The sequence below is a fragment of the Citrobacter sp. RHB20-C16 genome (assembly GCF_013890155.1).
Taxonomy (GTDB): domain Bacteria; phylum Pseudomonadota; class Gammaproteobacteria; order Enterobacterales; family Enterobacteriaceae; genus Citrobacter_A; species Citrobacter_A amalonaticus.
In genome coordinates this window covers 3,835,053-3,847,827 of record NZ_CP057630.1, presented here as the reverse complement: position 1 = coordinate 3,847,827, position 12,775 = coordinate 3,835,053, and the positions used below count along the sequence as shown (strand labels likewise).

At 53.2% G+C, this 12,775-nt stretch carries 12 protein-coding genes; 7 read left to right on the top strand and 5 right to left on the bottom strand.

All coding sequences use genetic code 11. From position 1 onward, the window contains the following. The first annotated feature begins 5 nt into the window (after window positions 1-5). Window positions 6-401, top strand: a complete 396-nt coding sequence (locus tag HVX64_RS18475; RefSeq protein ID WP_181825107.1) for a DUF423 domain-containing protein — start codon at window positions 6-8, stop codon at window positions 399-401. Continuing rightward, on the top strand, window positions 394-1,494 hold the full coding sequence (rlmM, locus tag HVX64_RS18470) for a 23S rRNA (cytidine(2498)-2'-O)-methyltransferase RlmM (RefSeq protein ID WP_042999490.1): 1,101 nt from the start codon (window positions 394-396) through the stop codon (window positions 1,492-1,494). The genes HVX64_RS18475 and rlmM overlap by 8 nt, the downstream gene beginning before the upstream one ends. A gap of 64 nt (window positions 1,495-1,558) precedes the next feature. Here rlmM and fucR read toward each other — a convergent pair whose 3' ends face one another. From fucR to fucI, 4 genes are all read right to left on the bottom strand, one after another. Next, on the bottom strand, window positions 1,559-2,269 hold the full coding sequence (fucR, locus tag HVX64_RS18465) for an L-fucose operon activator (RefSeq protein ID WP_044254220.1): 711 nt from the start codon (window positions 2,267-2,269) through the stop codon (window positions 1,559-1,561). Window positions 2,270-2,311: 42 nt separating this feature from the next. Continuing rightward, window positions 2,312-2,734, bottom strand: a complete 423-nt coding sequence (gene fucU / locus HVX64_RS18460; RefSeq protein WP_042999492.1) for an L-fucose mutarotase — start codon at window positions 2,732-2,734, stop codon at window positions 2,312-2,314. Between the two features lie 11 nt (window positions 2,735-2,745). Next, the gene (gene fucK, locus HVX64_RS18455; protein WP_044254224.1) at window positions 2,746-4,143 is read right to left on the bottom strand and encodes an L-fuculokinase; all 1,398 of its coding nucleotides are present in this window, start codon (window positions 4,141-4,143) and stop codon (window positions 2,746-2,748) included. Window positions 4,144-4,248: 105 nt separating this feature from the next. Next, entirely contained in the window at window positions 4,249-6,024 is a 1,776-nt protein-coding gene (fucI, locus tag HVX64_RS18450) for an L-fucose isomerase (protein WP_044254227.1), read from the bottom strand. Window positions 6,025-6,500: 476 nt separating this feature from the next. On the opposite strand from fucI, the gene HVX64_RS18445 reads away from it, so the two are divergent. The 5 genes from HVX64_RS18445 to fucA all read left to right on the top strand — a co-directional run bounded on the left by HVX64_RS18445 (window position 6,501) and on the right by fucA (window position 11,857). Then, window positions 6,501-8,000, top strand: coding sequence for a sugar ABC transporter ATP-binding protein (locus HVX64_RS18445; protein WP_042999495.1), 1,500 nt, complete (start codon window positions 6,501-6,503; stop codon window positions 7,998-8,000). A gap of 3 nt (window positions 8,001-8,003) precedes the next feature. Then, window positions 8,004-8,987, top strand: coding sequence for an ABC transporter permease (locus HVX64_RS18440; RefSeq protein ID WP_044254230.1), 984 nt, complete (start codon window positions 8,004-8,006; stop codon window positions 8,985-8,987). A 73-nt stretch (window positions 8,988-9,060) separates the two neighbouring features. Then, window positions 9,061-10,011, top strand: coding sequence for an ABC transporter substrate-binding protein (locus tag HVX64_RS18435; RefSeq protein ID WP_044254233.1), 951 nt, complete (start codon window positions 9,061-9,063; stop codon window positions 10,009-10,011). Between the two features lie 142 nt (window positions 10,012-10,153). Continuing rightward, window positions 10,154-11,152: a LacI family DNA-binding transcriptional regulator gene (locus HVX64_RS18430; protein WP_042999498.1), complete on the top strand. Its 999-nt coding sequence runs from the start codon at window positions 10,154-10,156 to the stop codon at window positions 11,150-11,152. 57 nt (window positions 11,153-11,209) lie between these two features. Continuing rightward, window positions 11,210-11,857, top strand: a complete 648-nt coding sequence (fucA, locus tag HVX64_RS18425; protein WP_044264281.1) for an L-fuculose-phosphate aldolase — start codon at window positions 11,210-11,212, stop codon at window positions 11,855-11,857. A 64-nt stretch (window positions 11,858-11,921) separates the two neighbouring features. Here the strand turns inward: fucA and xni are convergent, their stop codons facing one another. Beyond that, a complete protein-coding gene (xni, locus tag HVX64_RS18420) occupies window positions 11,922-12,677 on the bottom strand; it encodes a flap endonuclease Xni (protein ID WP_044254239.1) in 756 nt (251 codons plus the stop codon). Between the last annotated feature and the right edge of the window lie 98 nt (window positions 12,678-12,775).

The following is a 12,775-nucleotide window of genomic DNA, read 5'->3' as shown; positions in this document are numbered from 1 at the left end:
TTACCATGACCAGCCGTTTTATGCTGATTTTTGCCGCTATCAGCGGCTTTATTTATGTCGCTCTGGGGGCTTTCGGTGCGCATGTCCTGAGCAAAACCCTCGGTGTGGTTGAAATGAGCTGGATCCAGACCGGCCTGCAATATCAGGCGTTTCATACGCTGGCGATATTCGGGCTGTCGGTTGCGATGCAACGCCGGATCAGCATCTGGTTTTACTGGAGTAGCGTTTTCCTCGCGCTAGGAACGGTGCTGTTTAGCGGCAGCCTGTATTGCCTGGCACTGTCTCATCTGCGCCTGTGGGCGTTTGTTACCCCTGTCGGCGGCCTCAGCTTCCTGGCAGGTTGGGTGCTGATGTTAATCGGCGCTATCCGTTTGAAGCGTAAGGGCGTAGTTCATGAATAAGGTTGTGTTGTTGTGTCGCCCGGGCTTTGAAAAAGAGTGTGCCGCAGAAATCACCGATAAAGCAGGGCGTCGGGAGTATTTCGGTTTTGCCCGCGTCAAAGAAAATGCGGGCTATGTCATCTATGAATGCTATCAGGCCGAAGACGCCGAAAAAATTATCAGCGAGCTGCCATTCAGTTCGCTGATTTTTGCACGCCAGTGGTTTGTGGTCGGCGAGTTGCTCCAGCACTTGCCGCCGGAAGATCGCATTACGCCGATTGTCGGCATGTTGCAGGGCGTGGTGGAAAAGGGTGGCGATCTGCGCGTGGAAGTGGCGGATACGAACGAAAGTAAAGAGCTGATGAAGTTCTGTCGCAAATTCACGGTGCCGCTGCGAGCCGCCCTGCGCGAGGCTGGCGTGCTGACGAATTATGAGACGCCGAAGCGCCCGGTGGTGCACGTCTTTTTTATCGCGCCAGGCTGCTGCTATACCGGTTACTCGTATGCCAGTAATAACTCGCCGTACTATATGGGCATTCCGCGCCTGAAGTTCCCGGCCGATGCGCCCAGCCGCTCGACGCTGAAGCTGGAAGAAGCGTTGCACGTGTTTATTCCGCAAGATGAGTGGGATGAGCGTCTGGCAAACGGGATGTACGCGGTGGATTTAGGTGCCTGCCCCGGCGGCTGGACCTATCAACTGGTCAAACGCAATATGTGGGTGTATTCGGTCGATAACGGCCCGATGGCGCAAAGTCTGATGGATACCGGACAGGTTACCTGGCTGCGCGAAGACGGCTTTAAGTATCGCCCCAACCGCAACAACATCTCGTGGATGGTGTGCGATATGGTTGAGAAGCCGGCGAAAGTGGCGGCGTTGATGGCGCAGTGGTTGGTCAACGGCTGGTGCCGGGAAACTATCTTTAACCTCAAGTTGCCAATGAAAAAACGCTACGAAGAGGTCTCGCAGAATCTGGCCTATCTCCAGGCGCAGCTTGATGAGCATGGTGTGAATGCGCAAATTCAGGCGCGGCAGTTGTACCACGACCGTGAAGAAGTGACGGTGCACGTGCGTCGCCTGTGGGCCGCCGTAGGCGGACGTCGCGACGAGCGCTAGCTCGCGCCGTTGCAGATCTGATGCACTGATGTTCATCAGGTCTGCAACCCATTCCCGTTAGTGGTTATGACTGCGGCGTGTCCGACACAATATGCGTTACGTCGTCCAGATGACCGAGTCGGGCTTCTCCGGAACGATTGAATTTGCTTTTGTCGATCAGCAATAACGACTGTGACGCGCGTTTCAGCAGGACTGATTTGAAATCCGCGTTGAAGGTGCTGGAATCCCACAGTGCGCTGTGGCGGTCGATCCCTTCGCAGGAAAAAATGAACAGATCGATATCAAGAAATTTGAGTTGTGAAATGAGTGCGGGGTTGACGTAGCAGCCGTGTTTGCGCTCCAGCCGGCCACCAGAACTGATGAGCTGAAGTTGTTGGCGTTTGCCGAGCTCCTGACAAATCGGCTGGCTGTTGGTGAAAACCTGTATATTGATATCCGGTAGTTGCCGCGCCAGATACCAGCAGGTGGAGCTGGCATCCAGCGCAATCACCATCCCTTCTTCAATCCAGCTCAGCGCCTTTCGGGCAATATCGGCTTTGTGCGCGTAATGGCTCTTCAGCCGTATATGGAAGGGATCGCCACTGTCCGGGTTTTCCCGCGCGATCCCTTTAACGCGCCCGTGGTTGCGCAGAACCTTCCCTTGTTCCTGTAGTTCACTGAGATCGCGGCGGATCGTCTCTTTACTGACGTTGAGCTGAACGGCCAGTGCTTCGGTGGTCAGGCTTTTATGCTGACTGAGCAGATCCACAATCGTCTGCTGGCGTGCCGCTTTCATCTCTTCTCACCTCTCAATCAAATGCCCTGACCGCGATTGAGATTACGGGGTTACCCCTTTTTTTAAAAGAATATTCCCGTACTTTGCGCACTCTCCGGTGATAACAATGGCAAAGGCCTTTTGTGCACGGGCGTAGAAGGCGAAACGATCGATTCGCGCGATCTCCGGGCATGGCGCCTGTAGGGAAAGCGCTTCGCGATAGCGTGTTTCAACGTGCGGGTCGAGGGTATCGCCCTCGACGGCAGCCATCATCACCAGCGGTGGTGCATAGCTGTCGAGTTCAAACAGCGGGATCACGGCTCGCAGTAAGTCGCTGACGCTGAGACCGTCCGCACGGATCACCTGCGGTCCCATGCTGTGCGCCGGGAAGTGCGCGTCTGAGAAAATAATCTCATCGCCGTGTCCCATTTGCGCCAGTACTTTAAGTAACTCCGGCGAAATGAGGGGAGAAATCGTTTTAAGCATGCGAGATTCCTTTACAGTTTTTCGGGATAGAAATAACGGTACTGGTAGCGCACTTGTTCTCTGGCCTGTTGTGGACTGGAAAACGCACCGATACCGTACCAGCCGTACATCGCCGCGCCGGCAACGGTGGTTTCAGCGTCATCCAGCACTTTGATGGGGATCTCCAGGGTGTTGGCCTTAATCTGATTCCATAGCGTATTGCGACTCCCACCGCCGACCAGCAGCAGTTCTGTGGCGTTGAACTGGCCAATTTTTTCCAGCGTATGCAGGTTATGTCGCAACTGGTCCGTTAATCCTTCCAGCGCCGCGCGATAGAAATGACCGCGGGTGGTATTCAGGGTGACGCCACGCCAGCCTGCATCCGCAGAGGAGAGCAGCTCGCACTGCATCCGCACGCCATCGGCCCCGGCGGGAACCGCTTGCGCTTCCGCAATCAAGGTTTGCCACGGGGTTTCGGGTGTCCACAGCAGCTTGCGCACCCATTCAAGGATGCCGGAGGCAAGCCATTGCATCCCCGGATTGTAAAGCCCCGGCTGGCTGTCCAGTTCACAGGTTGAACCGGCATGACTGCTCAGTAACGCTGTATTGACTCTTGCGCTACGCACCATCAGGATTTCCCACGTGCCGGAAGAGAGAACTGGCTCATCTTGCCCCGCACCAGCGCCAAACAGCGCGAACTGGGTATCGTGTCCGGCAGAGATCACGGGAATTCCCGGTGGGAGACCGAGCATCGTTGCCATTGCGGGCCGCAACGAACCTACCAGTTCACCGGCTTCCACGAGTCGCGGGAAGAGCCGTCTCGGCAACCCTGCGGCCTGCAAGATATCGGCGCTGAAATCCCGCTGCTGAATATCCAGCATTTGGCTGGTGCCCGCCATGGTGATGTCAGTGGTGAATTCGCCGGTCAGGCGATGAGTAATGAGTGAGGAGATAAACAGCCAGGCGTGGGCTTGATCCAGCCGTTGCGGGTGATTTTCTTTAAGCCAAATCAGCTTATATAAGGTGTTGAAGCTGAATGCGCCGACGCCGGAAAGCGTCTGCAACTGACGCGGCGGCATAAAGCGGCTGATATTTTCCATTATCGCGGCAGTGCGCGGGCATTTCCAACTGATGATTGGGTAGAGCAATTCGCCGTTTTCATCGACCAGCGCGCCGTCAACGCCAAAGGTGGTGACGGTGATAGCGCGGATCTGAAAGGCCGAAAGTTCAGCCGACAGTGTCCGGCAGCACTGTGCGAAACGTTGCAGGATGGCGTCCAGCGACCACTGATGCCAGGCGGTGTTTTCCGTGGCTACCTCGCTGGCATTAGCAACCGCCGCACGAGCAACGATGTGTCCCTGACGATCTACGGCAATGGCCCGCACGTTGGTCGCGCCACAGTCGAGAACCAGGATGATTTCATTTTTCATAATGACTCCCGTTGCCGGATGGTGCTGTGCTTATCCGGTCCACGAGTCATTCCCCGTAGACCAGATAAGATGTGCCAGCGTCGCCATCAGGCAGTTGCGCGATCCTTAACGTTTATACAGTGGCCCGTAGTTCTGACAGGCGCGGTAGTCCTGGCCTTCTGTATCCATCCCGTGTGCGGCCCAGGCGGAAGGGCGGTAAATTTTCGCCTCTTCCACATTGTGCATGCAGACTGGAATGCGCAGCATCGCGGCGAGGGTGATGAAGTCTGCGCCGACGTGGCCGACGGTCAGCACGCCGTGGTTTGCCCCCCAGTTCGCCATCACGGAATAGACGTCGGAGAACGGTCCTTTGCCGGTAAGACGTGGCGCAAACCAGGTGGTAGGCCAACTGGAGTCGGTGCGTTTGTCGAGGGTGTCATGGACCTCTTTTGGTAGCTCGACGCTCCAGCCTTCCGCAATTTGCAGCACGGGTCCCAGGCCGTTGATGATGTTCACGCGGGTCATAGTGAACGGCACGCCGCCTTCGGTCAGGAAGCGTGATGAATAACCGCCGCCGCGAAAATATTCATGGATTGCCGGACACCACTCGGTTGCTGCGAGGCAGGCGTCAGCCTCCTGCTGCGAGATCTCCCAGTGTGGTTTCATCGTCGGTTTTCCTTCGCTGTCACGCTGTTTACAGGTGCCATCCAGCGCGGCGGAACCGGAGTTAATCAGATGGATAATGCCGTGTTCTGCCCGTCCGGTCAGCGGCTGACCGGTCACGCGTTCAACCGCTTCTGGCGACCAGTAGGTACGCACATCGGCAAAGACCTGCGCGGTGCCGGTCAACTGATGTCCCAGCAGCATGGTCACGCCGTTCAGGCTGTCGTTTTCGGTGGCGACAACAAACGGTTCGCGCACACCGTTCCAGTCAAAAGAACTATTCAGTAGCGCTTCGGCGGTATCACCGTTGGGATATTGATCGGTCCAGTGGCGCTGTCCCTGGAAGCCTGCGGCAATCGCGTTATAACCGAGTGACTCCTCCACGCGTCCCATCTCCGCGAGCTTAGGATTTCCTTGCATCATGTCGCGAATGCACATCGCCATCAGCAGGCTTTCCCGCAGGATGGCCCGGCTCTGTTCGGCGTTGCGTTGATATTGCTTCGCGTTTTTATCTTCACCGTAGCGGAAGTGTTTATCCGCCCACGCCAACGCCATTTCCAGCTCGGCTTCGTCATAGATTTTTTGATCGATGCGGCGGCGCAGTTCGGTCATATCGACGGACTGGACCTTCATCCCCAGCCAGGACTCAAAGAAATGATGATCGACGATGGAACCGGCGATCCCCATCGACACCCCGCCCAGCGAGAGGTAGCTTTTTCCCTTCATGCTGGCGACGGCGAGCCCTGCCCGGGCGAATCGCAGCAGTTTTTCCTCAACGTCGGCAGGTATCGATGTATCTCCGGCATCCTGTACATCCTGGCCGTAGATAGAGAACGCAGGGATCCCTTTTTGGCTATGCGCTGCCAGCGCGGCAGCCAGGTAGACCGCGCCCGGACGTTCGGTACCGTTAAAGCCCCAGATGGCTTTCGGGCGCAGGGGATCCATATCGATGGTTTCACTACCGTAGCACCAGCACGGTGTTACGGTGATTGTCAGGCCGACGTTTTGACTGCTGAACTTTTCCTCACAGGCGGCAGATTCTGCCATTCCGGCAATACAGGTGTCGGCAATAACGCAGTCAACCGGGGTGCCACAGGCGTAGCGCAGTTTTTCTGTCAGCAGGGTGGCAGTGGCCTTTGCCATATTCATCGTCTGTGCTTCCAGAGATTCACGAACGCCCATTCGGCGTCCATCAATAACCGGACGAATACCAATTTTCGGCAGGCTGATCTTCTTCATTCGGGGTTCCTCATTTCACGTATAGGCGTGCTGCTCAGGTGGATGACAGGGCATCACCGCAACAGTCGGCTGAAACAGGTAAATTTGCTAACTCGAGTTAGCTTAGGTATTGGCGTGTTTTTTACACAACTTTTTTCTGATGGGATTGTGAGGGGCTTCACGAGAAGTGGTTAAAATTCGATCTGCATCAAATAATTAAATGACAGTCAAATTTAGTAAAATATTTAAAATCAGATGCTTATAAATAAATGTCTGTGCGGTATCACAGTTTTAACCCAAATGATTTGGCTATTTTTGGTGGCTAAAATAGCTTTAAAGGGCAATTCGCTAACTCGAGTTAGCAATATCTGGCAACATATCGACGTGACGTAAACGTGTTTTCAGGAAGTATTCACATTCATGGTGACGCTCGCTCCCTGAGAATGCACTTCGCCTGATTCACTGCCTGCAGTTTCTGATTATTGAGGAAAGCAGCAATGTCCGAAACATTTTTACAGATGAATCATATTACCAAACGCTTTCCCGGCGTATTAGCGTTGAGTAATGTGAACTTTACTCTTCGCAAGGGCGAAGTGCATGCGCTATTAGGTGAAAATGGTGCAGGCAAATCCACGCTGATGAAAATTTTGTCCGGTGTTTATCAACCGGATGAAGGGGATATTATATTTGAGGGGAAGCCTGTGTCATTCAGCGATCCGCTCAGCGCGCAGAATGCCGGGATTACCATTATTCATCAGGAATTTAATCTCTTTCCTGAATTAACCGTGGAAGAGAATATCTTTATCGGCAGAGAGTTTTGTAAAAATAACCGTTGGCGGCTGGATGAAAAACAGCAGCGACAGGCGGCAACCGAGATTTTGCAGAAATTAAACCTGAATATTTCGCCAGAAACGTTGGTGTCAGACCTGACCGTGGCGCAACAGCAGATGGTGGAGATCGCGAAAGCGATATCCGTCAATGCCAAAATCCTGATTATGGACGAACCCACCGCGGCGCTGACGGAAACAGAAATAGAAAGCTTATTCCAGGTGACCCGCCTGCTTAAAGCGCAGGGGACCGGGATTGTCTACATCTCGCATCGCCTGGAAGAGTTAGCGCTGATTGCCGATCGAGCGACGGTTATGCGCGACGGTCAATACATTGATACCGTTGATTATGAAACCGTGAAGATCAGTGAGCTGATTGCGATGATGGTCGGGCGCGAACTGGGGAATATCTATCCTCGCCGGGAAGCGCGGACGCATCAGGAACCGGTGCTGGAGGTTAACGGCCTCACGCGCAAAGGCGTGCTCAATAACATCGACTTTACGTTGAACCGGGGCGAGATACTGGGTTTTGCCGGGTTGATGGGCGCCGGGCGTACGGAGCTGGCGCGCGCCATTTTTGGCGCCGACCCCATCGACAGTGGAACCATTAAGTTGAACGGTAAGACCATTGTGATAAAGGGGATTTCTGACGCCATTGCGCAAGGCATTAGCTATTTAACCGAAGACCGTAAAAAAGAGGGACTGGCGCTTAATCTGTCCGTTGAGCGCAATATTATGTTGGGAAATTACCCTGAATATGCCGACCGTTTTGGGCACGTTGATTCGAAACGCTGCCAGCAAACGAGTGAAGAGCAGGTCAGGACGCTCAGAATCAAAACGCCACACCTTGAACAGGCGGCCCTGAATTTGAGTGGGGGAAATCAGCAAAAAATTATTATTGCCCGTTGGGTGTGCAAAGATACCGATATTCTTATTTTTGATGAACCTACCCGTGGAATTGATGTCGGCGCTAAGCTGGAAATCTATGAATTAATGAATCGCCTCGTGGCAAAAGGGAAATCGATCATTATGATTTCTTCGGAATTACCGGAGGTGCTGGGTATGTGCGATCGTATCTTAGTTATGCGCAGTGGTCGTATTACCGGAGAATTAACTGCTGATAACGCCACACAAGAAAAAATCATGCAATATGCGACGTTAGAGGATTAAATCATGACCATCTCTGTAACCTCTTCAGACAGCAATAATAAGAAAATAAAAATTAATAAAGAACTTTTAATGCGCCTTGCACCGCTTTTTAGTTTGATTATCCTGGTTGTCTTTTTCAGTTTCAGTTCGCCGTTTTTCTTTAATACCGAAAATATTATGACAATTGCGCTGCAAACGTCGGTTATCGGCATTATGGCCATTGGCGTAACGTTTGTGATTATCACCGCAGGGATCGACCTCTCTTTAGGATCGGTGGTGGCGTTTTCCGGCGTTGCGGTCGGCATCTGCGCGACGCTCGGATTGCCGTTGCCGGTCTGTATTTTGGCAGGCGTGCTGGCCGGAGGGTTGTGTGGCTACGTGAATGGTCTGCTGGTGACCAAAATGACGATTCCCCCGTTCATCGCCACGCTGGGTCTGATGATGTCCGTTCGGGGAATGAACATGGTGATGACGGATGGGCGCGCTATTTATTTCGCCGATTATCCCACCTTCAAATTGCTGGCGCAGGGGCGTTTATTCGATGTGCTGCCGTATCCCGTGTTTTATCTGGTGATTGTGGCGCTGGTCGCCGGCTACATCCTCAAGAAAACGGTAATTGGTCGCTATGTCTATGCCGTGGGCAGTAATGAAGTGGCGGCGCACCTTTCCGGGATCAACGTTCAGCGCGTCAAAATCTTTGTCTATGCCTTCTGCGGCCTGCTGACCGGCATTGCCGGGGTGATTCTGGCCTCGCGTCTAAACTCCGGTCAGCCAACGGTCGGCGTCGGTTATGAACTGGAAGCCATTGCCGCAGTCGTGATCGGCGGCACCAGTCTGATGGGCGGAATTGGCACTATCGGCGGTACCATCATCGGTGCATTCATTATGAGCGTATTGAAAAACGGCCTGAACCTGATGGGGGTCTCTCAGTTCTGGCAAATGGTTGCGATGGGCATTGTGGTCGTCGCCGCTGTCTACCTCGATACGTTACGCAAAAAGATTCGTTGATTTACGCTCCCGGCAGTCACGGGGAACACTGACCCTGACGTTAAGGGTGACACACTCACAACGGAGTACAACAATGAAAACCAGGCATTTTGTCTATGCGTTATCCCTGCTGGCGTGCATCACTTCCAGTGCGCTAGCGAAAGATTTGAACCTTCCGGTCATCAGTAAAGGCTTCCAGCATGAATTCTGGCAAACCGTGAAAATGGGGACGGAAGCAGCAGCGAAAGAGTTGGGCGATAAAACCAGCTATGTCGGACCTGCGGACGAAACTCAGATTGCGGAACAAATTCAGCTGGTTGAAAACGCCATGGCGCAAAAGCCGAACGGTCTGCTGCTGGCGGCGCTGGATGCCAATGCGCTTGCTCCTCTGGTGGAAACGGCGAATTCGCGTGGTATTAAGGTTGTCACCTTTGACTCCGGCGTAAACTCGGATATTCCGGTTAGCTTCGTGGCGACCAATAACCGCAAAGCTGGCGCTGAAGCGGCGGACGCGCTGGCGGCGCAAGTGAATAATAAAGGTAAAGTCGGCATTATCGCTCATGTCGCCGGGACGTCGTCAGCGATTGAACGCTCGGAAGGGTTCATTGCCCGCATGAAGGAAAAGTATCCGAATATCAAGGTGCTGCCCGTGCAGTACAGTGATGGCGATCCACAAAAAGCGATGGATAAGACCATTGATATGATTCAGGCCAACCCCGATCTGGCCGGGATTTATGGCACCAATGAAGGCTCAACGCTGGGCGTCGCCAACGCTATCGACAGTCAGAATCTGAAAGGGAAAGTGAAAGTCATTGGTTTTGACAGTACCGAAGCGATTATTCACTTCCTGAACACCGGGGTGATCCAGGGCTTTGTCGTCCAGGATGCTTATCAGATTGGTTACCAGGGGATTAAAACCTTGAATGCGGCACTGTCCGGGCAAACGGTCGCGAAAGAGATCGATATCCCGGTGAAATTTGTGAGCGCCCAGAACATCAATACGCCGGAAATAGACAAGTTGTTACATCCTTTCGGTAAGAAATAAACCGGCAGGGGGCGGTATCTTCGCCCCCCGCTTACCAGGTGAGATCAACGGCGTGCGCTTAACCGACTGATGCGGTAAGACAAAAGTGTAAAATGCTTTTATGATTGTCAATTGACGCTTGGACGGTGACTGGGGCACATACATGGCTAAAACAGTAGAACAGATAGCCAGCGACCTGAATTTATCGGTGACAACCGTGAGACTGGTGCTAAACGGAAAAGCTGAACAGTATCGAATCAGCCTCAAAACGCAAACGCGTATTAATGAATATGTTGAGCGATATGGTTATGTGATTAACCATTCCGCCCGCAGCCTGAAGCTGAATAAAACGGATACGCTTGGCCTGATTGTTCCCAATATTTCTAACGTCTTCTTTGCCACATTGGCAGAGAAACTCGAGCAGCGCTGCCGCCGATCCGGTTATCAGCTGATGATTAGCTGTACTTATGATGATGTCGATTACGAAAACAAAATCACCAAGGCTTTAATTGCCCGTAATGTGGACGGTCTTTTTATTGTCCCGTCAACGTTAGAAAACCAGCAGCATCATTTACGTCAGGTGAGAAAACCGATGGTATTGCTGGACCGTGATTTTAAATACACGGATAACGCGCTGGTGGAAAGTCACAATATTTCAGGCGGTGAACATTTAACCCAAAGTTTGCTGGATGCTGAAAAGTTACCGGTCTGGTTTCTGGTGGGCGATACCGGTTTGCCCAGTATCAGCGACCGTCTGACGGGTTACCTGAATGCGCTCAGTAAAAAAGGTATTCATCATCGTGACTGGGTGCGCGAAGGGCCGGTGAACACCCCGGAAGGGGGATACCAGATCATGCAGGCTTTGATCGACGAAGCAGGATGTCCGCAGGCGTTTATCGCCTCGTCATTACCGGTGCTGGAAGGGGCAGTAAGAGCCATTCGTGACCGTTTTGGCGTTATTCCGCCCGAGATCAATATCGGTACGTTTGACGAACACCCGATGCTGGGATTCTTGTCCAATAACGTGTGGTCAATGCAGCAGGATGAGAACGCCTGGGCGGAAAAAGCGTTCACAATGATGCTCAACGCCATCGAAGATCGCCCTGTTCATGAGACGGTAAAAGTTGAAATGAAATTAATTAAGCGCTTAAGACAAAAATAATACGCGCGACAAAAAGAGTGTTATCAGTCATTGAACCGAGTACCCCGGAGAACTGAGATGGAAAGAACTCGTTTATCTCGAGAAATTATTGAAACCTGTCTTGAAATGACGCGCCTGGGATTAAACCAGGGGACGGCGGGAAATGTGAGCGCGCGTTATCAGGACGGTATGTTGATTACCCCGAGCGGCATTCCTTATGAACGTATGACCGAACAGATGATTGTCTACGTGGATAACGACGGCAAATACGAAGAGGGGAAATTACCGTCCAGCGAATGGCGCTTTCATCTGGCGGCTTATCAGACTCGCCCGGAAGCGAATGCTGTTGTGCATAACCACGCCATTCATTGTACCGCAGTGTCTATTCTCAACAGGCCGATCCCGGCCATCCACTATATGATTGCGGCGGCGGGAGGGAATTCCATTCCCTGCGCGCCCTACGCCACTTTTGGCACTCGCGAACTCTCAGAACATGTGGTCGTGGCGCTGAAAAATCGCAAAGCCACGCTGCTGCAACACCACGGTTTAATTGCCTGCGAGGAGAACCTGCAAAAGGCACTGTGGCTGGCGCACGAGGTGGAAGTGTTGGCGCAACTCTATATGAAGACGCTGGCGGTGATGGATCCGGTGCCGGTGTTATCCGATGAAGAAATCGCCGTAGTGCTCGAGAAGTTTAAAACCTACGGATTACGTATCGAAGAATAAGCGGTGCAGAGTCGTCGTGGTTTGTGTGCCGGGTCGGACGGTCTGCGCCATCCGGCCCGCAATGCTATCGTGCCAGACGCAACTGTTGCAGGTTTCCGTCAAGCTGCAAATCGGTTTGCAACCGTGCGATATCACGGCATAAGAATGCCATCTCCCGGTGAGCCTCCAGCTTCTTACGCCATTTTACCGGCACTTCATCCAGATGTGCGTAGAGACCTTCCAGCGTCTGAAACTGCACCAACAGTTGGGTGGCGCTTTTCGGGCCAATACCGGCGACGCCGGGTACTTTTGAACTGCTGATCCCCGCCAGTCCCCAGTAATCCGGCAACTGCTGCGGTTGAACGCCAAACTCTTTTTCAATGAACGGCGCATCCAGCCAGCGTTTCTGAAAGTAATCGCGAATGCGTAACGTCGGAGAGAGCAACTGGCAATAGCCTTTGTCAGTCGACACGATAGTCGCCTGGTGGCCCGCTTGTGTGACTTTTACCGCCAGGGTTGCCGCCAAATCATCGGCTTCATTGCCGCTCGACACCCAACACGCGACGCCACGCTGTTCAAAGGCCGTGCGCAGGGCGGGCATTTCATTGTGCAGTTCATCCGGCATCGGTGGACGACCGGCTTTGTAGTCCGGAAGACGCTGGTGACGCCATCCACTGTTACGCGCTTCATCATCAAACACCGCCACGGCGTGGGTGGGCTGGCTGTGGACAATCAGCTGGTCAAGCGCGTGCAGACAGGTCTCCACACAGGGCGAACCCTGAACGGCATGGATCCGGCGAATTAAATTGAGTGCATCGACGATGAGCAGATGGACAGCCACGGTGTTCTCCCTTACCAGTCAGCGTGTAGGGTAACATTCAGGACGGAAGCAGGCTATTGCAGGAGGCTAAAACGGGAAGAGGCCTCGCAAAATGAGGC